Annotated in this window: 23 protein-coding genes; 14 read left to right on the forward strand and 9 right to left on the reverse strand. The window is 66.4% G+C overall.

The window, feature by feature from the left end; all coding sequences use genetic code 11:
- Window positions 1–74: 74 nt before the first annotated feature.
- From RB2654_RS08480 to RB2654_RS08495, 4 genes are all read left to right on the forward strand, one after another.
- Window positions 75–752, forward strand: a complete 678-nt coding sequence (locus tag RB2654_RS08480; RefSeq protein WP_008330467.1) for a pyrimidine 5'-nucleotidase — start codon at window positions 75–77, stop codon at window positions 750–752.
- Between the two features lie 2 nt (window positions 753–754).
- A complete protein-coding gene (locus RB2654_RS08485; protein WP_008330468.1) occupies window positions 755–1,954 on the forward strand; it encodes an FAD-dependent monooxygenase in 1,200 nt (399 codons plus the stop codon).
- A 237-nt stretch (window positions 1,955–2,191) separates the two neighbouring features.
- Complete coding sequence (locus RB2654_RS08490; protein WP_008330469.1) at window positions 2,192–2,380, forward strand: hypothetical protein; 189 nt, start codon at window positions 2,192–2,194, stop codon at window positions 2,378–2,380.
- Between the two features lie 47 nt (window positions 2,381–2,427).
- Window positions 2,428–2,631, forward strand: a complete 204-nt coding sequence (locus RB2654_RS08495; RefSeq protein ID WP_008330470.1) for a hypothetical protein — start codon at window positions 2,428–2,430, stop codon at window positions 2,629–2,631.
- Here RB2654_RS08495 and RB2654_RS08500 read toward each other — a convergent pair.
- From RB2654_RS08500 to RB2654_RS08520, 5 genes are all read right to left on the reverse strand, one after another.
- On the reverse strand, window positions 2,628–3,752 hold the full coding sequence (locus RB2654_RS08500) for an aminotransferase class V-fold PLP-dependent enzyme (RefSeq protein WP_187432386.1): 1,125 nt from the start codon (window positions 3,750–3,752) through the stop codon (window positions 2,628–2,630). The two genes, RB2654_RS08495 and RB2654_RS08500, sit on opposite strands and share 4 nt — an antisense overlap.
- 64 nt (window positions 3,753–3,816) lie before the next feature.
- Window positions 3,817–4,686, reverse strand: a complete 870-nt coding sequence (locus tag RB2654_RS22355; RefSeq protein WP_008330472.1) for an extensin-like domain-containing protein — start codon at window positions 4,684–4,686, stop codon at window positions 3,817–3,819.
- Between the two features lie 20 nt (window positions 4,687–4,706).
- Complete coding sequence (locus RB2654_RS08510; RefSeq protein WP_008330473.1) at window positions 4,707–5,633, reverse strand: prephenate/arogenate dehydrogenase family protein; 927 nt, start codon at window positions 5,631–5,633, stop codon at window positions 4,707–4,709.
- Window positions 5,623–6,720 carry a histidinol-phosphate transaminase gene (gene hisC / locus RB2654_RS08515; protein ID WP_040885572.1) on the reverse strand — a complete coding sequence of 366 codons (1,098 nt, stop codon included), beginning with the start codon at window positions 6,718–6,720 and terminating at the stop codon, window positions 5,623–5,625. The genes RB2654_RS08510 and hisC overlap by 11 nt, the downstream gene beginning before the upstream one ends.
- 108 nt (window positions 6,721–6,828) lie before the next feature.
- On the reverse strand, window positions 6,829–7,206 hold the full coding sequence (locus RB2654_RS08520; RefSeq protein WP_008330477.1) for a rhodanese-like domain-containing protein: 378 nt from the start codon (window positions 7,204–7,206) through the stop codon (window positions 6,829–6,831).
- Window positions 7,207–7,318: 112 nt separating this feature from the next.
- Here RB2654_RS08520 and RB2654_RS08525 point away from each other — a divergent pair, with 112 nt between their 5' ends.
- A complete protein-coding gene (locus tag RB2654_RS08525) occupies window positions 7,319–7,642 on the forward strand; it encodes a YnfA family protein (RefSeq protein WP_008330478.1) in 324 nt (107 codons plus the stop codon).
- 21 nt (window positions 7,643–7,663) lie between these two features.
- Here RB2654_RS08525 and RB2654_RS08530 read toward each other — a convergent pair whose 3' ends face one another.
- Together RB2654_RS08530 and rpsD are read right to left on the reverse strand one after the other, a co-directional pair.
- Window positions 7,664–9,088 (reverse strand): homospermidine synthase, encoded by a 1,425-nt coding sequence (locus tag RB2654_RS08530; protein WP_008330479.1) that lies wholly within the window; start codon window positions 9,086–9,088, stop codon window positions 7,664–7,666.
- A 147-nt stretch (window positions 9,089–9,235) separates the two neighbouring features.
- On the reverse strand, window positions 9,236–9,856 hold the full coding sequence (rpsD, locus tag RB2654_RS08535; protein ID WP_008330480.1) for a 30S ribosomal protein S4: 621 nt from the start codon (window positions 9,854–9,856) through the stop codon (window positions 9,236–9,238).
- Between the two features lie 474 nt (window positions 9,857–10,330).
- Between rpsD and rsgA the strand changes: the two genes are divergently transcribed.
- Complete coding sequence (gene rsgA / locus RB2654_RS08540; protein ID WP_008330481.1) at window positions 10,331–11,407, forward strand: ribosome small subunit-dependent GTPase A; 1,077 nt, start codon at window positions 10,331–10,333, stop codon at window positions 11,405–11,407.
- A 1-nt stretch (window position 11,408) separates the two neighbouring features.
- Here the strand turns inward: rsgA and RB2654_RS08545 are convergent, their stop codons facing one another.
- A complete protein-coding gene (locus RB2654_RS08545) occupies window positions 11,409–12,338 on the reverse strand; it encodes a Hint domain-containing protein (protein WP_008330482.1) in 930 nt (309 codons plus the stop codon).
- 258 nt (window positions 12,339–12,596) lie between these two features.
- Window positions 12,597–13,523 (reverse strand): lipid A-modifier LpxR family protein, encoded by a 927-nt coding sequence (locus RB2654_RS08550; RefSeq protein WP_008330483.1) that lies wholly within the window; start codon window positions 13,521–13,523, stop codon window positions 12,597–12,599.
- Between the two features lie 160 nt (window positions 13,524–13,683).
- Here RB2654_RS08550 and RB2654_RS08555 point away from each other — a divergent pair, with 160 nt between their 5' ends.
- From RB2654_RS08555 to RB2654_RS08590, 8 genes are all read left to right on the forward strand, one after another.
- The gene (locus tag RB2654_RS08555) at window positions 13,684–14,565 is read left to right on the forward strand and encodes a LysR family transcriptional regulator (protein ID WP_008330484.1); all 882 of its coding nucleotides are present in this window, start codon (window positions 13,684–13,686) and stop codon (window positions 14,563–14,565) included.
- Window positions 14,566–14,649: 84 nt separating this feature from the next.
- A complete protein-coding gene (locus RB2654_RS08560; RefSeq protein WP_008330485.1) occupies window positions 14,650–15,132 on the forward strand; it encodes a formate dehydrogenase subunit gamma in 483 nt (160 codons plus the stop codon).
- Window positions 15,129–16,628 carry a formate dehydrogenase beta subunit gene (locus RB2654_RS08565; protein WP_008330486.1) on the forward strand — a complete coding sequence of 500 codons (1,500 nt, stop codon included), beginning with the start codon at window positions 15,129–15,131 and terminating at the stop codon, window positions 16,626–16,628. Before RB2654_RS08560 ends, RB2654_RS08565 begins: the two co-directional genes overlap by 4 nt.
- 94 nt (window positions 16,629–16,722) lie before the next feature.
- Window positions 16,723–16,929, forward strand: a complete 207-nt coding sequence (locus tag RB2654_RS08570) for a DUF4287 domain-containing protein (protein ID WP_008330487.1) — start codon at window positions 16,723–16,725, stop codon at window positions 16,927–16,929.
- A 4-nt stretch (window positions 16,930–16,933) separates the two neighbouring features.
- Complete coding sequence (gene fdhF, locus RB2654_RS08575; RefSeq protein WP_008330488.1) at window positions 16,934–19,849, forward strand: formate dehydrogenase subunit alpha; 2,916 nt, start codon at window positions 16,934–16,936, stop codon at window positions 19,847–19,849.
- 2 nt (window positions 19,850–19,851) lie between these two features.
- Window positions 19,852–20,667 carry a formate dehydrogenase accessory sulfurtransferase FdhD gene (gene fdhD, locus RB2654_RS08580; protein WP_008330489.1) on the forward strand — a complete coding sequence of 272 codons (816 nt, stop codon included), beginning with the start codon at window positions 19,852–19,854 and terminating at the stop codon, window positions 20,665–20,667.
- Window positions 20,657–20,875, forward strand: a complete 219-nt coding sequence (locus tag RB2654_RS08585; protein WP_008330490.1) for a formate dehydrogenase subunit delta — start codon at window positions 20,657–20,659, stop codon at window positions 20,873–20,875. Before fdhD ends, RB2654_RS08585 begins: the two co-directional genes overlap by 11 nt.
- A gap of 54 nt (window positions 20,876–20,929) precedes the next feature.
- A complete protein-coding gene (locus RB2654_RS08590; RefSeq protein WP_008330491.1) occupies window positions 20,930–21,817 on the forward strand; it encodes an alpha/beta hydrolase in 888 nt (295 codons plus the stop codon).
- Window positions 21,818–21,819: the final 2 nt, after the last annotated feature.

Raw genomic sequence — 21,819 nt, forward strand, 5'->3', positions numbered from 1 at the left:
TGTCAGCGCTCACAATCAAGCGCGGGGGCGCTTTCGGGGTCGCGGGCGACGTTGTGCCGCATTATCTAGGGGGCATGGTAGCCGACAGTTTCTCGCACGTGACGACCTGGGTCTTCGACCTCGACAATACGCTCTACCCGCCCTCCGCGCGGCTCTTTGACCAGATCGAAGTCAAGATGACCGACTGGGTGATGCGCACGCTGAACGTGGACCGGGCCGAGGCCGACCGCCTGCGCGCGCTTTACTGGGACAGCCACGGCACCACGCTCGCCGGATTGATGGAGGTCCACGGGATCGACCCGGACGGGTATCTCTACGACGTTCACGACATCTCGGTTCACCCGCTGGAGGCGGATGCGGTTCTCGCGGACCGGATCGCGGCGCTGCCGGGCCGGCGGATCGTCTATACCAACGCGACCGAACCCTATGCCCGCAACGTGCTCGCCGCGCGCGGGCTGTCCGAGGTGTTCGACGCGGTCTATGGCGTCGAACACGCGGGCTTTCAGCCCAAACCGCGCCGCGCGGCCTTCGATGCGGTCTTCGCCGCCGATGGGCTGGACCCGGCGACCGCCGCGATGTTCGAGGACGACGCACGGAACCTTGCCGTCCCGCACGACCTGGGGATGCGGACGGTCCACGTCGCCCCGACGCCGATAAAGGCCGCCCACATTCACCACCATACCGACGACCTGTCGGACTTCCTGTCGCAGCTTGGCGGCTTGGCGGCGGCGCGTGACGGGGCTACATCCTGAGCATGGAACGACGCAGCGCAGACATATTCATTTCGGGCGGCGGGATCGCCGGACAGGTGGCCGCGGCCGTCTTCGCCGCGCGCGGGTTTTCCGTCGTCATGGCCGATCCGGTGCCGCCCGTGACCGAGGCCGACCTCGACGGCTCGGACCTGCGGTCCACCGCCTTCCTGCAACCCGCGCGCGACCTGTTCGCGGCCTGCGGGCTGTGGCCGTTGCTGGAACCGCTGTCGACCCCGCTCGACCGGCTGGCCGTGATCGACACGACCGGCTGGCCGCCCGTGGAGCGCGAGCGCAGGGTGTTCCAGGCCTCCGAGATGTCGGACGAACCCTTCGGCTGGAACCTGATGAACTGGGTCGTGCGGCGCGAGCTGTGGCGCTACCTGCAAGACGCTCCGGGCATCACCGCGCTGTATGGCACGGGGTTCAAACGGCTGGTGAACCGGACGACCGAGACCATCGTGACCCTGACCGACGGCTCCACCGTGCGCGCCAAGCTGGCGATTGCGGCGGACGGCAAGTTCTCGGCCCTGCGGGAAGCTGCGGGGATCGACGTGACGACCACGCGCTACGGGCAAAAATCTCTTGCCTTCACCGTGACGCACGACCTGCCGCACGAGAACGTGTCGACCGAGATCTACAACGAAGGTGGGCCCTTCACCATCGTGCCCCTGGCCGATGTGGACGGTCAGCCCGCCTCGGCTATCGTGTGGATGAACAAGGGGCCACGCTCTGTCGAACTGATGGAGATGGAGGTCGAGGCCTTCGAGCAGGTGATGTTCGAACGCTCCACCGGGCTTCTGGGCTGGATGAGCCTGAAGGGCAACCGCTCGATCTGGCCGATCATCACGCAGACCGCCGACCGGCTGGTCGAGGGGCGCGTGGCCGTGGTGGCCGAAGCCGCGCACGCCCTGCCCCCGATCGGGGCGCAGGGGCTGAACACCTCGCTGAACGACATCGCAGCACTTCTGGAGGCCGCGGTGAAGCGGCCCGACGACCCCGGTGCGCCCGAGGTTCTGGCGGAATACGACGCCGCGCGGCGCGCCGACATCGCCCGCCGCGCGCGGGTCATCGACCTGTTCAACCGCGTCGCAGGCTCCGGCGAGGCCGGCGTTCAGGCGGTCCGGTTGATGGGGCTTCGCGCCGTCCACGACATCGCCCCGGTCCGGCGCGGTGTGATGCGCGCAGGTCTCGGCCCGGTCTGACGGCAATCTAATCGAGCGCCTGCGGCGCACAGGATTTGCGCCGCCCTGCCAATGGCAGGCCGTCGCGGTGGGGGGAGGCCAGCCTCCCCCGGATTTGCAGGCAAATCCGTCCCCTCCGAGGTTTCCGGAAACAGAGAAGACCTGCGACCGCCTGACGCGCGGCACAAATGCGCATTTCGGATGTCGGAATTTTGCGTCAGAAAGAAGGTCCGCGCCAGGATCAGACAGGAGAGACCAATGACCGACCCGCAATCCGCCGAGACCGAACGCCGTCAGGCGATCTGGGGCTTTCTCATCGCCTTGGCGGTGGTCGTCGTTCTCATCCTCGCCTTCGTGCTGTTCGGGCTTCCCGGCGTGGGAATGACCATGGTCGTCGTGACGCCGATCATGTTCGTGATCCTCATTACCCTGTCGGTCGGGAAGTAGGGAACCGAAGCCCGTCGTCCGGTGTTCCGATGCAAAGGAGCACTGCCATGCCTGACCCAAGCCCCAAGGCCCGCGCCGACGCGGCCCCCCTTTCCGAAGACCAGATCGCGAGCGCCACATTCCTGATGTCGGCGCTCGTCGTCGTTTTCGCCCTCATGGGCATCGTCGTCGCCGGGCCCGCCGGGCTGGTCTTCGTGACCGAGGTGGTGATCGCTCTGGTCGTCTATGCGCTCTGGCGGATGCGCAATTAGGTGACGGCGTCCAGCGCGGCCTCGAGGCGCGCGACCGAGGCATCGACGTCATAGAGCTTGTCGAGGCCGAAGAGACCCAGACGGAAGCTCTTGTAGCCCTCGCCCTCTCCCACCATCAGCGGCACACCCGCCGCGATCTGGACGCCTTGGCCCAGAAACGCCTTGCCGGTCTGGAACTCGGGGTTGTCGGTGTAGACCACGACCACGCCCGGGGCTTCGAACCCCGGTGCGGCGACGGATTTGAAGCCGCGTTCGGCAAGGGCCGCGCGCACGCGGCGCCCCTGCTCCCACTGCGCCTCTTTCAGCTTGTCGAAACCGTAGTCGCGGGTCTCATGCATCGCGTCGCGGAAGGCGCGCAGCGCGTCGGTGGGCATGGTGGCGTGATAGGCGTGACCGCCGTTGGTATAGGCCTCCATGATCGCGATCCACTTGCCAAGGTCGATGGCGAAGCTGGTGGATTTGGTGGCCTTGGCGGCGGCGAGCGCGGTGTCGTTCATCATCACCAACCCGGCGGAGGGTTGCGCCGACCAGCCCTTTTGCGGGGCCGAGATCAGCACGTCGACGCCCAGCGCCTTCATATCCGCCCAGATCGTGCCCGAGGCGATGCAGTCGAGCACGAACAGGCCGCCATTGGCGTGAACCGCATCAGTCACGGCGCGGATATAGTCGTCGGGCAGGATGATGCCGGAGGAGGTTTCCACATGCGGGGCAAAGACGACCTCGGGCTTTTCCGCCTCGATCTTGGCGATCACCTCGTCCAGCGGACAGGGCGCGAAAGGCGCGGTCGCGTCATTGCCGGTGCGGCGCGCCATCATCACGGTTTCTTCCGCCGGGATCGCGCCCATCTCGAAGATCTGGGACCAGCGGTAGGAGAAAAAGCCGTTGCGGATGACCATGGCGCGTTTGCCGGTGGCGAACTGGCGGGCGACCGCTTCCATCGCATACGTGCCGCCACCGGGGACCACGGCGACCGCGTCGGCGTTGTAGACCTCGCACAGCCCCGTCGAGATGTCGCGCATCACCTGCTGGAAAGCCGCGGACATGTGGTTGAGCGAGCGGTCGGTGAAGACCACGGAAAATTCGAGCAGACCGTCGGGGTCGATATCGTTGCGCAGCGCCATCTGTGCCTCCGTCATATGTGTCGGGGGTGAGATACCGCGTTTCACGGGGCACATGCGAGCGGTTTTACCGGCAGTAGGAGCCGGAGCGATACCGCGCGGTGTCGAAATGGAAGTGGTTCTGGTGGAAACGGTCGGATTTCGGGCCGAGCACGGTGCCGAAGGGGCCACAGGCGACGCGGTGCAACTGCTTCATCAAGTCGCCGTGCTGGCTGTGGTTCCAGTGGTCGAGGACGGTGAGTTTGACCCCGTTGGCGAGGGTGAAGCCGCCGACGTCGACGGCATGACCCTTGCCGTGTTCGCTGATCTTCGCGCCGCGCTGGTTGTTCCGGCTGCGGCAGGCGTAGCTCGCCATGATGTTCACCTCGCGCACACCGCCGCCCAGATTCTTGGTCAGCGGCACGAGCGCCTGACCGACCCAGGCGTTGAAGACCACGGCGGTCTGGCAATCGACCGTGATCGGGGTCGAGAGCGCGACGCCGGAGACCGAGGTGACCTTGACCGGCTCCTCGATCCCGCAGCCGTTGACGCGACCGGGGATCGACTGAAGCTTGACGCCCTTGATCTCGGGGCGTCCGCAGACCGACCCGGCGGCCGAGGTGACGGCGCGGGCGTGATCGCCGGATTGGGCCATGCCGGTGCGCTGAACGGTGTTGCGCCGAACGAGGTTGTCGGGGCGGCGCGGCGGGATCAGCGATTGGGCGACGGCGAGGCGGGTGTAGCTTTGCGACTGGGCCGCGGTCATCTGCTGAACGCGGGTGTTCTGGCCGGGGCGCGCGCGGGGCTTGAACACCTCGTTCACGAAATTCGCGATCGGGTCGTTCGGGGTCTGCGCCGGGGTCGGCGTGGCCGTGCCGGGGCGCGGTGGCGGCAGGGGCGAGCGCGTGGGGGCTTCGGCGGCGAGGCTGGTCGCGAAGAGCGCGGCGGTGAGCGCCACGGTTATCCCCCCGCCCCACCTCATGTCGTCGGTTCGCGTCCGAAGTTGGGGGCGGCGGTGTCCTGACCGGCCTCGATGATGCCGCGCCGGATCGCCCGCGTATGCGTGAAATAGTCGAACAGAAGCTCGCCATCCCCGGTGCGGATCGCCCGTTGCAGCGCGAAAAGCTCTTCCGTGAAGCGGCCGAGGATTTCCAGCGTCGCCTCTTTGTTGCTCAGAAACACGTCGCGCCACATGGTCGGGTCCGATGCCGCGATCCGGGTGAAGTCGCGAAAACCGGCGGCGGAATACTTGATGACCTCGCTGTCGGTCACGCGGCGCAGATCGTCGGCCACGCCCACCATCGTATAGGCGATGAGGTGCGGGGTGTGGCTGGTCACGGCAAGGACGAGGTCGTGGTGATCGGCGTCCATCTCTTCCGTGTTGGCGCCCATGCCGCGCCAGAGGGCGTCGAGCCGCGCCACCGCATCCCGGTCCGACCCTTCGGCGGGCACGATCAGCGTGAAGCGGTTGTCGAAGAGCGACGCGAAGCCCGAGCGTGGCCCGGAATGTTCGGTGCCCGCCAGCGGGTGAGCCGGGACGAAATGCACGCCTTCGGGAATGTACGGGCCGACGGCCTCGATCACCGCGCCCTTGACCGAACCGACGTCGGTCACCGTGGCGCCGGGGGCCAGATGCGGCGCGATCTCTTCCGCGACCGCGCCCATCGCGCCGACCGGCACGGCGAGGACGATCAGATCGGCCCCCGCGACCGCTTCGGCGGCGGTGTCGACGACGCGGTCCACAAGGCCGATCTCGCGCGCCACGTCGCGGGTTTCGGCAGATCGCGCCGTTCCGACGATCTCGCCCACCAGACCGCCCCGCCGCATGGCATGGGCCATCGACCCGGCGATCAGGCCAAGGCCGATCAGCGCGACCCGGTCATAGATCGGCGCGTCAGCCGGCATCGGCCACGCTCCCTTTGAACTCGCCGATCAGATGCGCGACACGGCGGCAGGACGGCTCGTCCCCCACGGTGATGCGAAGGCAATGGGGCAGTTTGTATCCCGCCACCTTGCGCACGATGATTCCGTTCGCTTTCAGATAGTTGTCGACCGCGTCGGCCTCTTTCTCATCGGTGAACCGCGCCAGCACGAAATTCGCGCAGGAGGTGTCCGAGGGCACGCCATGTTCCGCCAGTGCCTCGGCCATCCAGGCCCGCAGGCGGGCGTTTTCGGCGCGGCATTTGTCCACATGCGCGCGGTCGCGCACGGCGGCTTCGGCCACCGCAAGCTGGGTCGAGGACAGGTTGAAGGGGCCGCGGATGCGGTTCAGCACGTCGATGACCTCTTTCTGGGCATAACCCCAGCCGATGCGCAGGCCGCCCAGCCCGTAGATCTTCGAAAAGGTGCGCGTCATCACCACGTTCGGGTGACGTTCGACCAGCGAGGCACCGCCATCGAAACCCTCGACATATTCGGCATAGGCCCCGTCGAGCACCAGCACCACGTTGCCGGGCAGTTCACGCGCAAGACGGGCGAGTTCCTTTTGCCCGACCATCGTGCCGGTCGGGTTCGCGGGGTTCGCGATGAACACGATCCGGGTCTTGGCGGTCACCGCGCGCAGGATCTGGTCCACGTCCACCACGCGCTCGCGCTCGGGCACCTCGACAGGCTTCGCCCCCGCCGCGCGGGCCGAAATCTTGTACATCGAAAAGCCGTGCTCGGTGTAGATCACCTCGTCGCGCGGACCCGCATAGGCCTGACAGAGGAAGGTGATGATCTCGTCCGAGCCGACGCCGCAGATGATCCGCTCGGGGTCGAGTCCATGCACCTCGCCGATGGCGAAACGCAGGCTGGCGTGGTCCGTGTTCGGATAGCGGTGGAGGTAGTGACCCGAACGCCCATAGGCTTCGATGGCTTTCTCGGACGGACCCAGCGGGTTCTCGTTCGACGAAAGCTTCACGACGTTGTCGACGCCATCGACTTTGGACGCGCCGCTTTCGTAAAGCTTGATGTCCATGATGCCGGGCTGCGGCTTGGGTGTCTTGGTCATTTCCATCCCCGGGGTTGAGGCCCCTGTCTTAGCGACCATCCGGGCGCGGGGCCAGACTATTCGGGGGGGCGGCGGGCCAGACGACCCGCCGACTGTGCGCTTGGAGCCTCAGGAGGTCTTCACCTGCGGCGCGCCCGTGGACATATCGGTCCCGAGATAGGGCTGGCCTGCCTGTTTCCAGTTGGCGAACCCACCTTCGAGATGCGCGATCTTCTCGAATTTCTTGCTCAGACAGATTTCGGCGGCCTTGCGCGAGCGCATACCGGAGCCGCAATACAGCACGACATGCTTGCCAAGGCCCGCAGGCAGCGCCTTTTTCGAGATATGGCTCATGGGCGCGAGAAGCGCGTCCTCGATGCTTTCGAACATGTATTCGGCCGGGGTGCGCACGTCGATCAGCACGATGGTCTCGTCCGCAAGTCCCTGCGCCACCTCCTGCGGGGTCCATGTTTCCAGCGTCTTGCCATTCACGTCTTCGGTTTTCATCGGGTTTCTCCTGTGATCTGTTTCACGGCACCTAAGCACGCGGGCGCCGCCGGAAAAGACCCAATCAGTTTTTTGAATGTTTTAGGACGCCTCACCGGATCGGGACAAAGACATGACACTTGCCGTTTATCTTGCCGCTGCCCTCGCCGAAATCGCCGGATGCTTCGCGATCTGGGCCTGGGCACGGTCCGGGGCGCCGGTCTGGTGGCTGGCGCCGGGCATCCTGTCGCTGGCCCTCTTCGCTTGGCTCCTGACCCTGTCGCCCGCTGGTTTCGCCGGGCGGGCCTATGCGGCCTATGGCGGGGTCTACATCCTCGCCTCGCTGGGCTGGCTGTGGCTCGTCGAACGTCAGGCCCCGGATCGGTGGGATGTCCTTGGTGCCGCCCTATGCCTCGTCGGTGCGGGCGTCATCCTGTTCGCGCCGCGCGGGGCCTGAGCCCCGGCACCGCGCGCACGCTCAGGCGCCCATCCGTTCCAGCACGTTTGCAAACGCCCAAGGTTCGCTTTCGACAAGTTCTTCGGGGAAATGGCTCTGCCGATCGGTCAGCGGAGTCCAATCCGTGTAATGCGCCTCGACCGGGCCGAGATAGGGCATCTGCACCTCAAGGCACCGGCGATGGTCCATCTCGTCGGTCTCGACGATCCCCGCCTCGGGGTTCTCGAGCGCCCAGACCATCCCCGCGAGCACGGCGGAGGAAACCTGAAGCCCGGTCGCGTTCTGCTTGGGGGCAAGCCCCTTGGTCTCTTCGTTGGACAGGCGCGAGCCGAACCACATGGCGTTCTTGGCGTGCCCGTAGAGCAGCACGCCCAGCTCGTCGATCCCGCCCGGCTCGATCTCGTCCACGTCGAGAATGTGATGCACGTCCTGCACCTGACCCGAGCCGAACATCTCGTGCAGCGACAGCACGGCGTCGTCGCAGGGGTGGTACGCATAGTGGACGGTGGGGCGGAACTCCGGGTCGTCGCCCGCGCCCACGGTGTAATAATCCGCGATCGACACGGCCTCGTTATGGGTGACGAGAAAGCCGAACTGCGGGCCGGGGGTGGGGCACCATGTGCGGATGCGGGTGTTCGCGCCGGGCTGTTCCAGCCAGATCGCGGATTTGCACCCGGTCTTCTGGCGGTGTCCGTTCGGGGGGAACCACGGCTCGAACGTGCCCCAGCCCAGTTCGGCGGGCTGGAACCCTTCCGCGATAAAGCCCTCGACCGACCATGTGTTGACGAAATGGCCCGGCTGGCGCGGCTCGGTGCGCACCTGCGTGTCGCGCTCGGCGATATGCACGCCCTTGACGCCAAGCGTCTGCATCAGCGCCGCCCATTCGCCGCGCGACTTGGGGTCGGCTTCTGCCCCGAGGTCTTCGGCCAGACGCAGAAGCGCGGCTTTGACGAACCAGCTCACCATGCCGGGGTTCGCCCCGCAGCAGGACACGGCGGTCGTCCCGCCGGGATTGGCCGCCTTTTCGTCCCGCACCTTCTGGCGTAGGGCATAGTTGGTGCGCGCCGCGTTATCCTCGGTATCGAAGTAGAAGCCCGCCCACGGCTCGACCACGGTGTCGATGTAGAGCACGCCATGTTCGCGGCAGAACTTCATCAGGTCGAGCGACGAGGTATCGACCGACAGGTTCACCACGAACCCCTTGCCGTCCTCGAACAGCCCGCCCAGCACGTCCTTGTAATTGTCCGGCGTCAGCGTTTCCGCGACATGGGCATAGCCCGTCTCCCGCGCCGCCGCCCCGTTCGCCTCTCCCGGTTCGATGATCGTGAGCTTCGATGTGTCGAAGTCGAAATGACGCTCGATCAGGGGCAAGGTTCCCTGCCCGATGGAGCCGAAACCGATCATGATGACGGGGCCGTCGATGCGGGCGTAGATGGGGTGGGACATGGGCACTCCTTCGATCACGGGTTGGTCCCCCGTATGGCAAATGCGGGCCGCGGGGGGAAGGGCCGGACCCGATGACGCACAGGACCAGCCGCCACGAAAAAGGGCCGCCCCAACCGGGCGGCCCTTTCGCATTCGGGTCGGCTCAGATCAGTTCTGAGCGTAGAATTCGATGACGAGGTTCGGTTCCATCATGACCGGGTACGGCACGTCCGAGAGGCCCGGAGTGCGCACGAAGGTCGCCTTCATCTTGGAGTGGTCGACTTCGAGGTAGTCGGGCACGTCACGCTCGGGCAGCTGCGAGGCTTCCAGAACGATGGCGAGCTGCTTGGACTTCTCGCGGACCTCGATCACGTCGCCTTCCTTCACGCGGTAGGACGGGATGTTGACGCGCTGGCCGTTCACCATCACATGCGCGTGGTTCACGAACTGGCGGGCGGCGAAGATGGTCGGCACGAACTTGGCGCGGTAGACGACGGCGTCGAGGCGGCGCTCGAGCAGGCCGATCAGGTTCTCACCGGTGTCGCCCTTCAGACGCTCGGCTTCCGCGAAGATGCGGCGGAACTGCTTTTCGGTCATGTCGCCATAGTAGCCCTTGAGCTTCTGCTTGGCGCGAAGCTGAAGGCCGAAGTCGGACATTTTGCCCTTGCGGCGCTGGCCGTGCTGGCCGGGGCCGTATTCGCGGCGGTTCACCGGGGATTTCGGACGGCCCCAGATGTTTTCGCCCATGCGGCGGTCGATCTTGTACTTGGCAGACGTGCGTTTGGTCACGGCTGATCTCCTTTATAGGTGGCATTTCGACCTGATCCGAAAACCGGTTCCCACTTTTCGGGTCGAAATCGCGAAGCGGTTTCAACCGTGGGGCGCGGTGGCCGGGGGCCTCGTGCCGTTGTAAAGGGCGTTGTCCTCTCCCCGGACTGGGCCTTGCGGGTCCAGCGATCCGGGTTGACAGGTTTCCCCTTGCGGGGTCCACCAACACCAATGAAATACGGCCCCCGAAAGGGCCGAATGGCGGGCTTATAGCCGTGTTTGGGCAGGAGTCAACGCCTTCGCGCCACGCTTTACCTTTTGCGCGGATCGGCTATCCTCACCCCGGATACGATGGAGCTTTGATGATTTGATCCGGCAGGGAGGCAAAGGGCCTCCCGGTGCACAGACCGCCGAAGATCAAGCCGCCGGTGATCGGTGGCCCGGTGGGGGTGCGCGAAACCTTCCCTTCTTTTCGTATCGAAAGACCCCAAGACAATGACACGGGACTATTCAAAGTTCTCTCTCGGTGGCGCCCCTGCGCCCCGCCCTGCCCTGTCGCCGCTTCAGGCGCTGGGCTGGCAGCCGTTCTTTTCCGCACAGATCGACGCCGATGACATGCAGGCGCATCCGCCCGTCCGCGTCACCGCCGTTCATCGCAGCGGGCTTGCCGTGCGCGGCGACGGGATCGAGGCCGTTCTACCCCCCGATGCCGAGGTGACGGTGGGCGACTGGCTGCTCTATGACGCCGAACGACCGGGGGCGAGCCGGCTTCTGGACCGTAAGAGCCTGATCCAGCGCCGCGCGGCGGGGCATGAGGTGCGCCAGCAGTTGATCGCCGCCAACATCGAAACGGCCTTCATCGTCACCTCGTGCAATGCCGACTTCAACGTCGCGCGGCTGGAACGGTATCTGGCCCTCGCCTTCGAGGCCGGGATCGACCCGGTGATCCTGCTCACCAAAGCCGACATGGCCGAGGATGTGGCGGATTACGTCGATCAGGCCACCGCCATTTCCGACCGCGTGCCGGTGGTGGCGCTGGATGCACGGGGCGATGCGCCGCGCAAAAAGCTCGCCCCCTGGACCAAGCCGGGGCGCACCGTCGCCTTTCTGGGGTCGTCGGGCGTGGGCAAATCCACCCTGACCAACGCGCTGGCGGGCGGCGATCTGATCGAGACGCAGGGCATCCGCGAAGACGACGCGAAGGGGCGCCACACTACCACGCACCGGGAACTGCACGTCATCGCGGGCGGCCCGGTGGTGCTGGACACGCCGGGCATGCGGGAAATCCAGCTTTCGGACGCGGCCGACGGGATCGCGGCGGTCTTTGCGGATATCGAGGCGCTGACGACCCGCTGCCGGTTCCGCGATTGCGCGCATGAGACCGAGCCGGGCTGCGCGGTGAAAGCCGCCATCGAGGCGGGCGACCTCGATCCCGACAGGCTCACCCGCTGGCGCAAGCTCGCCGCCGAGGAACTGCACAACAGCGAAAGCATCGCCGAACGGCGGGCACGGGAGAAAGGCTTCGCCCGGCACGTGAAGCGCGTGGTGAACGAAAAGCCGAACCGCCGCTAGGTCAGACCCCGGCGCCCATGATCGCCGCCTCGGCCTGCGAAAGAAGACGCCGCGCCGGGGCGGAATAGCCCTCGGGCCGCGTTTCAAGCGACGGGATCGCACCGAACAGGCGCTCGCGCTGAACCTGCTCGACCGCCTCCAGCGCCTCGCCCTCGGGCAGGAAACTTTCGGTCTCGAGCCCGTTGGCAAAGACGACTTCATGGTTCGCGAGAAGCAGGTGGATATAGGTCACCTGCGTCACCGTGTGATCGCGCGTCACCATCCGGTCGTCGATCAGGTCGCGGGCCGCCACCAGCACCTCGTTCGTGCCAAACAGCGCCTGCGCCTTGCGGCCCTTGAGAAGCATACGGTGGGCGGGCGACACCATCAGGTCGCCGTCCGGGCGGTCGACGCCCAGCGCACCCCGGCGCACGCGGATCGGGCGGAATTCCGGCATGGCGTAAAGCCGCGCGCCGGAGATACGCTTTTCACCGACCCAAAGCACCTCCTGCAACCCGTTGTCCTTGGTCTGGATGCGGGCGCCTTCGCGAATGTCCTCGACCGCCACGTCGCCCTCGCCGGTGCGGATGCGGGTGCCGGGGGTGAAACAGATGACGCCGGTCGGCTGGTCGGTCAACCGGTTCGTCTCGGCCGCCTCCATCGTCGCCTGCACGACCCAAAGATCGCAGTCCGACGGCGGAAGCCCATCCAGAAACATCAGAAGCGTCTCATGGGCCGACGCGCCATCGACCAGCATCACCGGCCAACTCTCGAACCCGTCCGTGACCACGAAGCCCAGATCGAAGAGCGTGTCGTCCTTGGGCGTCTCCGCTTCGGGAACGTCACAGGAATTCAGAAACCGACGCACCTTGCGCGCCGCCCGTTTACGTAGGTCCGCCTCTCTCCCACCGAGGTCCAGCCGGATGACGTCCTGCGGTCCATCGACCCGCATCGCCCGTCCGCTCCACCGCCAGCTTGCCCCAACGCCCAGCGCGTCTCGCGGTGCCTGTGCGAGACCGTCTACTTCCGTCTGAGACCAGGAGATGACGAACGAGCCCAATATGCCCGTTCTCATGCCTGTATGCCTGCCTTCTGCTCATGTGCCACGGTCTCTGAACGAACCGTTTGTTACACATGCGCCGGGATAGCACGGATGCCGGGAATTGTTAACTATTTTGTGCAATCCCGATCTGCGCCAGCCTGTCGCGCCTTAAAACTTGAGGCGGATTTGCACGGATCCAACAAATTGCCCCTCGGGCTGGGCGGTGAATTCCGGCGACAGATAGGTCAGCCCATAGAACACGCTGCCCACCTCGCCATCGACCAGAAGGCCGCCGCGCACCCGCGCGCGCGCAGGCGTGAGCGTATAGGCGGGGTCGGGCAGCAGGGCGGATGAGAACACCCGCGCCAGATCGGCGCCGAACAGGAAGGACACGCCGGGTTCGTTCACGTCCTTCAGGATCTGATAGGGCTGGCCGCTCACGTAATCGCGGGCGATCACCCCGCTTCTGTAGCCGGGGCCGACCAGCAGATCGAAACCGACGCGGGCATAGGCCTCGAGCCCCACATGCGCTTCGGCGAAGGGGCGGAACGTCATCTCGTCCCCGATGGCGATGGCATAGGCCGCTTCGGCGTGACCCATCGGGCGCACGGCGTTGCCGATCTGCCCGGCGAGGACAGCGGGCGCCAGACGGTCGAAGCCCGCGACACTGTGGAACCGGTCCTGTAGCGCCAGAACCTGCGTCGACGGGCCGACCGCCTCGGCCCCGGCGCCGAGCCCGAAATCCCATCCGCCCCGCGCGAAATGCGTGAACAGACCGGCCCGCAACGCCCCCGCCGCGCGACGGTCGCCGGGCGCAGGCGTCAGAGTGTTGGCGGGCGTCACGATCTGGGTGCCCAGCCGAACCTCGATCAGGTCACCGAACGCATAAGGCAGCTCCCGCGTGCCCTCGGGCCCGAACAGAAAGGATGTCGAGGTCGAAAAGCTCTGCCAGCGGTCCTGAAAATCACCCGTGCCGTCGTTCGTGGTGATGTTCGCCCAGCCCAGATAGGTCCACGACCGATCCTGCGCCGAAACGGCGCTGGCGGCGAGGGACAGGATGAGCGCGGCCAGAAGGCGCGCGGGCGATACAGACATACGTTTCTCTCCCAGCCCCCAAGCCGGACTTGCACCATAGCGGCGGATCATGATTCGTCCCTATCCTTATCTACGCAGCCGGACGCGCGACAGATCAGGAAACCCGCACCCGATAGCCAATGCCTATGGATATCGCCCAGTTCCATGCTACTTTTCCAACATGCTGAACAAGCTCGAAATGTTCATCGCGCTCGCCAAGGAGCAGCATTTCGGACGTGCCGCCGACAGTCTGGGCATTACGCAGCCCACGTTGTCGGCAGGGATCAAGCAACTCGAAGCCGAACTGGGCGTGAAGCTGGTGCAGCGCGGGTCACGTTATGGCGGCCTGACACCCGAAGGCGCGCGCGCGCTCGACTGGGCGCGCCAGATCGTCGGGGATGCGCGGCGGCTGCGCGACGAGATGCGGTTCTCGCGCGAAGGGCTGACCGGACACCTGCGCCTCGCCGTGATTCCCACCGCGCTCACCTGGGCCTCGCGCCTGTCGGCCCGGTTCTCGGCGGCGCATCCCAACGTGACCTTCACCATCCTGTCACGCACCTCGATCCAGATCCTGAACATGCTCGAAAACCTCGAGGCGGACGTGGGCCTGAGCTACCTCGACAACGAACCCCTGGGCCGGGTGCAGGTGCAGGAGCTTTACCGCGAGGATTACGCGCTGGTCTGCGCGCCGGACGATCCGGCAGCGGGGCGCACGGACATCGGGTGGACCGACATCGGCACGCGGACGCTGTGCCTGCTCACCCCCGACATGCAGAACCGCCGGATCATCAACCGCGCCTTCATGGAGGCCGGGCAGACCCCCAACGTGCGCATGGAATCGAACTCCACCGTGGTGCTGGTCAGCCATGTCGAACAGGGTGGCTGGTCCACTGTCCTGCCGGGCGACATGGCCGCCTCGCTGTCGCTGGGCCGCGACGTGGCCGTCGTTCCGATCCGGTCCGACCGTCCGGGGCCGAGCGTCGGATTGGTCGCCCCCTATCAGGAACCGCAGACCCCGGTGCTTCAGGCCCTGCTGGACGAGGCGCGGGCGCTGTCCGATTGATAGAAAATCCCTATCGACCGACGGAACTGCGATATTGATTCACCGCGCATTCGGTGAGATGGCTTCGCCAACTTCGGAGGACCAATGCAAGCCAACTCGCCAGCATCCGCGCCCGATCTCGGTGCGATTCAAGAGGTCATCGAGGCCTATACCCATCTCGAAGGGCCGCTCCTGCCGATCCTGCACGCGATGATGGAGGCTTTCGATCACGTCCCCGAGGATGCGGTGCAGCCCATCGCTGACGCACTGAACATCGGGCGGGCCGAGGTGCATGGTGTCATCAGCTTCTACCACGATTTCCGCACCCTGCCCGCAGGCAGGCATATCGTGAAAATCTGCCGGGCCGAGGCCTGTCAGGCGCTGGGCGCGAACGGGTTGGCGGACGCGGTCCTGACCCGTCTGGGCACCTCATGGCATGGCACCACGCCCAACGGCGCGGTGACGATCGAGCCGGTCTATTGCCTTGGCCTGTGCGCCAACGGCCCCGCCGCGATGATCGGTGACAAGGTCGTGGGCGCGCTGGACGAAGCCAAGCTGGAACGCGTGATTTCGGAGGCGGGCGCATGAAGATCTATCTGTCACAGGATGCGGTCGCCCGCGCACTGGGCGCCGACGAGGTCGCCGCCGAACTCGCCCGACATGACGTGGAATTGATCCGCGTCGGCTCGCGCGGGATGACATGGCTGGAACCGCTGGCCGAGGTCGAGATCGACGGGGTGCGCCATGCCTTCGGGCCGGTCACGGTTTCGGACGTGCCCGCGCTGCTGGCCGGCACGCTGGACGGCCACGGCCCGACCGAGGAGATCCCGTTCTTCGCGAACCAGACCCGCCTCACCTTCCAGCGCTGCGGCGTGATCGACCCACTCGATCTGGACGCCTACCGGGCGCACGGCGGATTGACGGGTCTTGAACGCGCGCTGGATATGGACGGTCTGGGCGTGGTCGAGGAAGCCAAGGCCAGCGGTCTGCGCGGTCGCGGCGGCGCGGGCTTCCCGACGGGGATCAAGTGGGAGACGGTGGCGAAAGCCGAAGCCGATCAGAAATACATCGTTTGCAACGCCGACGAAGGCGACAGCGGCACCTTCGCCGACCGGATGATCATGGAGGGCGACCCCTTCTCGCTCATCGAAGGCATGGCCATCGCCGGGGTCGGGGTGGGCGCGACCAAGGGCTATGTCTATTTGCGCTCGGAATATCCCGACGCGATCCGGGTGATGAAGGCCGCAGTCGAGGTCGCCCGCGCGAACGGCCTGCTCGGCGCGAGCCTGTTGGGCAAAGGCCCGGCCTTCGACATGGAAATCCGGGTCGGTGCCGGGGCTTACGTCTGCGGCGAAGAGACCTCGCTTTTGAACAGCCTCGAAGGCAAGCGCGGTGTCGTGCGGGCGAAGCCGCCGCTCCCCGCGCTCGAAGGGTTTCTGGGCAAGCCCACGGTCGTGAACAACGTCATCTCGCTCGCCACCATTCCGGTGATCTTCGAGAAGGGCGCGGCGCATTACGCGAATTTCGGTCTGGGCCGGTCGAAAGGAACCATCCCGCTCCAGATCGCGGGGAACGTAAAATACGGCGGGCTTTACGAGATCGCCTTTGGTCTTCCGCTAGGCGAGATCGTGAACGACATCGCGGGCGGCACCCGCTCGGGCCAGCCTGTGAAGGCGGTGCAGGTCGGCGGGCCGCTGGGGGCCTACTTCGCGCCGCACCAGTTCGACACGCCCTTCGGCTATGAAGAATTCGACGGCGCCGGAGGCCTCATCGGTCACGCGGGCCTCACGGTGTTCGACGACACCGCCGACATGCTCGGCATGGCGCGCTTCGCGATGGAGTTCTGCGCGGTGGAAAGCTGCGGCAAATGCACGCCCTGCCGGATCGGCGCGGTGCGCGGGGTCGAAACCATCGACCGGATCGCGGCGGGCGACATGGCGGCGAAGGAACTGCTGACAGACCTGTGCGAGACCATGACCGACGGATCGCTCTGCGCCTTGGGCGGGTTTACCCCCTACCCCGTGATGTCCGCGATGACGCTGTTTCCCGAGGATTTCGCGGGTGCGCGCGAGGCGGCGGAATGATCCGGTTTCGTCTGCTGACGCAGCCGACCCGCGCGGGGGCGCTGCCCCCGCACCCCCGGGATATTTTCGGACCGGAAAGACGGGAGCGCGGCGCATGAGCGAGACCGTGAAGGGGCCCGCGTCCTACTTTCCGTCGATCGAAAAGACATACGGCCAGCCGATCGGGCATTGGCTGGGGATGGTCGCCGAAAAGGGCGACATGAAACATATGGAGATCGTGAACTGGCTGAAGGCCGAGCACGGTCTGGGGCACGGGCATGCGAACGCCATCGTCGCCTATGCGCTTGCGAAGAAAGGATGAGACCATGAAGGACTTCATCATTCCGTGGAACGACGCCGACATGGGCACGCCCGCCAAGACCGGCGCGCCCGTCACGCTGACCATCGACGGGGCCGCCGTGACGGTGCCCGAGGGGACGAGCGTGATGCGCGCCGCCTATGAAGCCGGGATCACCGTGCCGAAGCTGTGCGCGACAGACAGTGTGGAGGCGTTCGGGTCGTGCCGGCTCTGCGTGGTCGAGATCGAGGGGCGGCGCGGAACGCCTGCGAGTTGCACGACACCGGTGGCCGAGGGGATGGTGGTGCACACCCAATCCTCCAAGGTTCAGAAGATCCGCAAGGGGGTGATGGAGCTTTACATCTCGGACCACCCGCTCGACTGCCTGACCTGTTCGGCGAACGGCGATTGCGAGTTGCAGGATATGGCGGGTGCCGTGGGTCTGCGCGATGTGCGCTATGAGCCGGGCGACAACCATTTCGACCCCACCGGGACCGGGGCGCTGTCGATGGCCGATGCCAAGCGGCGCGAGGGGGACGGGAATTTCCGCTATATTCCGAAGGACGAGTCCAACCCCTATTTCACCTATGACCCGGCCAAATGCATCGTCTGCTCGCGCTGCGTGCGGGCCTGCGAAGAGGTGCAGGGCACCTTCGCGCTGACCATCGAGGGTCGTGGTTTCGACAGCCGTGTGTCGGCGGGCGGCGCGATGGATGACTTCCTGTCGTCGGACTGCGTATCCTGCGGCGCCTGCGTGCAGGCCTGCCCGACCGCGACCTTGCAGGAGAAATCGGTGGCCGAACTGGGCACGCCGACGCGGTCGGTGGTCACGACCTGCGCCTATTGCGGGGTCGGGTGTTCGTTCAAGGCCGAGCTCAACGGCGATCAGCTTGTCCGGATGGTGCCTTACAAGAACGGCAAGGCGAACCGGGGGCATAGCTGCGTGAAGGGGCGTTTCGCCTATGGCTATACCGAGCACAAGGACCGCATCCTGAGCCCGATGATCCGCGAGTCGATCGACGAACCGTGGCAGGAAGTGTCGTGGGAGGAGGCCATCGGTTTCGCCGCGAAACGTCTGAAATCGTTACAGAAAACTTACGGGCGGCGTTCGGTGGGGGTCATCACTTCTTCACGGTGCACGAACGAAGAGACCTATCTGGTTCAAAAGCTCGCCCGTGGCGTGTTCATGAACAACAACACCGACACCTGCGCGCGGGTCTGCCACTCGCCCACCGGCTATGGCCTGGGCCAGACCTTCGGGACGAGCGCCGGGACGCAGGATTTCGACTCGGTCGAACATACCGACGTGGTGATCGTGATCGGGGCCAACCCGACCGACGGGCACCCGGTCTTCGCCAGCCGCCTGAAGAAGCGTCTGCGTCAGGGCGCCAAGCTGATCGTCATCGACCCGCGTCGCATCGACCTTGTGAAATCCGCGCATATCAAGGCGGCGCATCACCTGCCGCTCAGGCCCGGCACCAACGTGGCCGTGGTCACGGCGCTGGCCCATGTGATCGTCACCGAGGGCCTGATGGACGAGGCGTTCATCCGCGAGCGCTGCGACTGGAACGAGTTCCTTGAATATGCGGAATTCGTGAGCGCGGAGCGGCATTCGCCCGAAGCCACCGAGATGCTGACCGGCGTTCCGGCCGAAACGCTGCGCGAAGCGGCCCGCACATTCGCCCGTGGCGGCAATGGCGCGATCTACTACGGCCTTGGTGTGACCGAGCACAGTCAGGGGTCCACGACCGTCATGGGGATCGCGAACCTCGCCATGCTCACGGGCAACATCGGGCGCCCCGGTGTGGGCGTGAACCCGCTGCGTGGTCAGAACAACGTGCAGGGGTCGTGCGACATGGGGTCGTTCCCGCACGAGCTTCCGGGGTATCGGCATGTGAAGCTGCCCGAGGTGCGCGAAACCTTCGAGGCCGCCTGGGGCGTGACCATCGACCCGGAGCCGGGTCTGCGCATCCCCAACATGCTGGACGCCGCCGTGGATGGCACCTTCAAGGGGCTTTACTGTCAGGGTGAGGACATCCTGCAATCGGACCCCGACACGAAACACGTCGCCGCCGGTCTGGCCGCGATGGAATGCGTGATCGTCCATGACCTGTTCCTCAACGAGACGGCGAACTACGCGCATGTGTTCCTGCCGGGTTCGTCCTTCCTCGAGAAGGACGGCACCTTCACCAATGCCGAGCGGCGCATCAACATGGTGCGCCGTGTGATGGCGCCCAAGGCGGGGTATGCCGACTGGGAGGTCACGCAGCTTCTGGCGCAGGCGATGGGCGCGGATTGGGATTACGCCCATCCGCGTGAGATCATGGCCGAGATCGCGTCGACGACGCCCAGCTTCGCCGGCGTGACCTATGAGCGGATCAACGAGCTGGGGTCGATCCAGTGGCCCTGCAACGACAGCGCGCCCGAGGGCACGCCGCTGATGCATGTCGGCGGCTTCGTGCGCGGCAAGGGGCGGCTGATGGTCACGGAATACGTCGCGACGGACGAAAAGACCGGGCCGCGCTTCCCACTGCTTCTGACCACCGGGCGTATCCTGAGCCAATACAACGTGGGCGCGCAGACGCGGCGCACGGCGAATTCGACCTGGCATGAGGAGGACGTGCTGGAGATCCATCCGCATGACGCCGAGGTGCGTGGCGTGAAGGAGGGCGATTTCGTCAAGCTCGCCAGCCGCTCCGGGGAGACGACGCTGCGCGCGACGCTGACCGACCGGGTGTCGACCGGCGTGGTCTATACCACGTTCCACCACCCCGACACGCAGGCCAACGTCATCACCACCGATTTCTCGGATTGGGCCACGAACTGCCCGGAATACAAGGTGACGGCGGTGCAGGTCAGCCCGTCCAACGGGCCGACCGACTGGCAGGAGCGGTATAACGAGCAGGCCGAGCAATCGCGGCGCATTCTGCCCGCAGCGGAGTGACCATGGGGGGCGCGGCGAAATCCCGTCCGGGTCTTGCGGTCTCGTCCACCGGGGCGCGGACCGTGACCCGGACCCTGCCGGAGGAAACGCCCGTGGCGATGACTTTCGACGGGACGACGCTGGCCGTCATGATGGCCTCGCCCGCCGATCTTGAGGATTTCGCGGTGGGGTTCGCTCTGACTGAGCGCGTGATCGAACGGCCCGGCGATATCGAGGAGTTGGAGGTTCTGACCTTCGATCGGGGCATCGAAGCGCGGATGCTTCTGCGCGACGACCGGTCCGAGCAGTTGCGTAGTCGTCAGCGAGCCTTGATGGGGCCGGTGGGCTGCGGGCTGTGCGGCATCGACTCGCTGGAGGGGGCGCTGCCGCCCCTGCCCGCCGTGGATGCGGACCCGCGTTTTGCGCGCGACGAGGTGGCGCGGGCCACGGATGACCTGCGTCGCTATCAGCCGCTGCACGATCTGACGCGGGCGGTCCATGCCGCGGGCTTCATGGTCCCCGGCCAGGGCATCGTCATGGCGCGGGAGGATGTGGGGCGGCACAATGCGCTCGACAAACTCATCGGCGCGCTGGCGCGGGCGGGGATCGACCCGGCCACGGGGGCGATGGTGCTGACCAGCCGCATCTCGGTCGAGATGGTGCAGAAGACCGCCCAAGCCGGGTGTGCCGTCATCGTCGCGGCCTCGGCCCCGACCGCGCACGCCCTGCGTCTGGCCGATGACGCGCAGATCACCCTTGCCGCCTTTGCGCGCGGCGAGAGCTTCGACCTTTATTCCCATCCGCACCGGATCACAGCGGGAGCCACCCATGTCGCCTGAGAAAATGGTCACCATGGCCAACCAGATCGCCACATTCTTCAAGACCCAGCCGGGCGACGACCAGCTCGATCGGTTCGCGGCCCATATCAACGATTTCTGGGAACCCCGGATGCGGCGCCAATTGCTCGACCATATCGCGGCGGGCGGTGCCGGGCTGGAGCCGCTGGTGATCGAGGCGGCCGGTCGGATTTCCGAGCCGGTGGAGTGACACCGGCTTGCGCCGGGACGCCGCGCGCGGTTTGATCGGCGCGGGAGGCGGCGCATGAGCGGGTTTCATCCGGATTTCGGCAATGTGGATCGGCTGACGAAACAGGCGGTGCGGCCCGGCACGTTGCGCGTCTATCGTCTGTTGCTGGCGCTCGGCGGCTGGCTTGTCGGGCGGCGGGTCGAACAGGCCGTGTCGTCGCGCGGGCGGCGGATCTGGGTCTACCGGCCCGAGGGCGACGGGCCGCACCCTGCCCTTCTGTGGCTGCATGGCGGCGGGCTGATCTTCGGCAACCCGGTGACCGAGCACGATTTCGCGCGGCAGGTCGCGGCGGAGATCGGGGCGGTGGTCGCGCTTCCGACCTATGGCTTCGCGCCGGAGCGGCCCTACCCGGCCGGGATCGAAGATGCCTATGCCGCGTTGGAGTGGCTGGCCGCCGCGCCGGGGGTCGATCCGGCCCGGATCGCCGTGGGCGGCGACAGCGCGGGCGGCGGGCTGGCCGCGGCCCTTGCGATCTTGGCGCGGGATCGGGGCGGGCCTGCGGTCCGCTTTCAGATGCTCCACGAACCGATGCTGGACGAGGCGACGCGGACACGGCCCGCACCGGACCCCGAGACGATGCGCATGTGGAACCCCGCGATCAACACATGGGCCTGGGACGGATATCTGCGCAACGTGGACGGCCCGGTGCCCGCCACCGCGTCGCCCTCGCGGCTCGCGGACCCGGCGGGGCTGCCGCCTGCGTGGATCGGGGTGGGCACGCGGGATCTGTTTCACGCCGAGGTGCGGGACTATGCCGGGCGGCTCGCCGCCGCCGGGATTCCCGTCGATTTTCACGAGGTCGAGGGCGCGTTCCATGGCTTCGCGGCGGTGCGCAAGGATGCGCCGGTGTCCAAGGACTATGTGGCGCGGATGAAAGCCGCGCTGGCGGCCGCGCTGAACTGAAC

This window comes from Maritimibacter alkaliphilus HTCC2654, from assembly GCF_000152805.1.
In the GTDB taxonomy this organism is placed as follows: domain Bacteria; phylum Pseudomonadota; class Alphaproteobacteria; order Rhodobacterales; family Rhodobacteraceae; genus Maritimibacter; species Maritimibacter alkaliphilus.

Excerpts from the sequence above, each read along its gene's own strand:
- RB2654_RS08490 (WP_008330469.1), top strand. The coding sequence starts at position 2,192 with ATGACCGACCCGCAATCCGCCGAGACCGAACGCCGTCAGGCGATCTGG.
- RB2654_RS08570 (WP_008330487.1), top strand. The coding sequence starts at position 16,723 with ATGAGCGAGACCGTGAAGGGGCCCGCGTCCTACTTTCCGTCGATCGAA.
- RB2654_RS08500 (WP_187432386.1), bottom strand. The coding sequence starts at position 3,752 with ATGGCGCTGCGCAACGATATCGACCCCGACGGTCTGCTCGAATTTTCC.
- RB2654_RS08520 (WP_008330477.1), bottom strand. The coding sequence starts at position 7,206 with ATGAAAACCGAAGACGTGAATGGCAAGACGCTGGAAACATGGACCCCG.
- RB2654_RS08495 (WP_008330470.1), top strand. The coding sequence starts at position 2,428 with ATGCCTGACCCAAGCCCCAAGGCCCGCGCCGACGCGGCCCCCCTTTCC.
- RB2654_RS08525 (WP_008330478.1), top strand. The coding sequence starts at position 7,319 with ATGACACTTGCCGTTTATCTTGCCGCTGCCCTCGCCGAAATCGCCGGA.
- fdhF (WP_008330488.1), top strand. The coding sequence starts at position 16,934 with ATGAAGGACTTCATCATTCCGTGGAACGACGCCGACATGGGCACGCCC.
- RB2654_RS08480 (WP_008330467.1), top strand. The coding sequence starts at position 75 with ATGGTAGCCGACAGTTTCTCGCACGTGACGACCTGGGTCTTCGACCTC.
- RB2654_RS08510 (WP_008330473.1), bottom strand. The coding sequence starts at position 5,633 with ATGCCGGCTGACGCGCCGATCTATGACCGGGTCGCGCTGATCGGCCTT.
- RB2654_RS08545 (WP_008330482.1), bottom strand. The coding sequence starts at position 12,338 with ATGCGGGTCGATGGACCGCAGGACGTCATCCGGCTGGACCTCGGTGGG.
- RB2654_RS08560 (WP_008330485.1), top strand. The coding sequence starts at position 14,650 with ATGCAAGCCAACTCGCCAGCATCCGCGCCCGATCTCGGTGCGATTCAA.
- hisC (WP_040885572.1), bottom strand. The coding sequence starts at position 6,720 with ATGACCAAGACACCCAAGCCGCAGCCCGGCATCATGGACATCAAGCTT.
- RB2654_RS08530 (WP_008330479.1), bottom strand. The coding sequence starts at position 9,088 with ATGTCCCACCCCATCTACGCCCGCATCGACGGCCCCGTCATCATGATC.
- RB2654_RS08555 (WP_008330484.1), top strand. The coding sequence starts at position 13,684 with ATGCTGAACAAGCTCGAAATGTTCATCGCGCTCGCCAAGGAGCAGCAT.
- rsgA (WP_008330481.1), top strand. The coding sequence starts at position 10,331 with ATGACACGGGACTATTCAAAGTTCTCTCTCGGTGGCGCCCCTGCGCCC.
- fdhD (WP_008330489.1), top strand. The coding sequence starts at position 19,852 with ATGGGGGGCGCGGCGAAATCCCGTCCGGGTCTTGCGGTCTCGTCCACC.
- RB2654_RS08565 (WP_008330486.1), top strand. The coding sequence starts at position 15,129 with ATGAAGATCTATCTGTCACAGGATGCGGTCGCCCGCGCACTGGGCGCC.
- RB2654_RS08590 (WP_008330491.1), top strand. The coding sequence starts at position 20,930 with ATGAGCGGGTTTCATCCGGATTTCGGCAATGTGGATCGGCTGACGAAA.
- RB2654_RS08485 (WP_008330468.1), top strand. The coding sequence starts at position 755 with ATGGAACGACGCAGCGCAGACATATTCATTTCGGGCGGCGGGATCGCC.
- RB2654_RS08585 (WP_008330490.1), top strand. The coding sequence starts at position 20,657 with ATGTCGCCTGAGAAAATGGTCACCATGGCCAACCAGATCGCCACATTC.
- RB2654_RS08550 (WP_008330483.1), bottom strand. The coding sequence starts at position 13,523 with ATGTCTGTATCGCCCGCGCGCCTTCTGGCCGCGCTCATCCTGTCCCTC.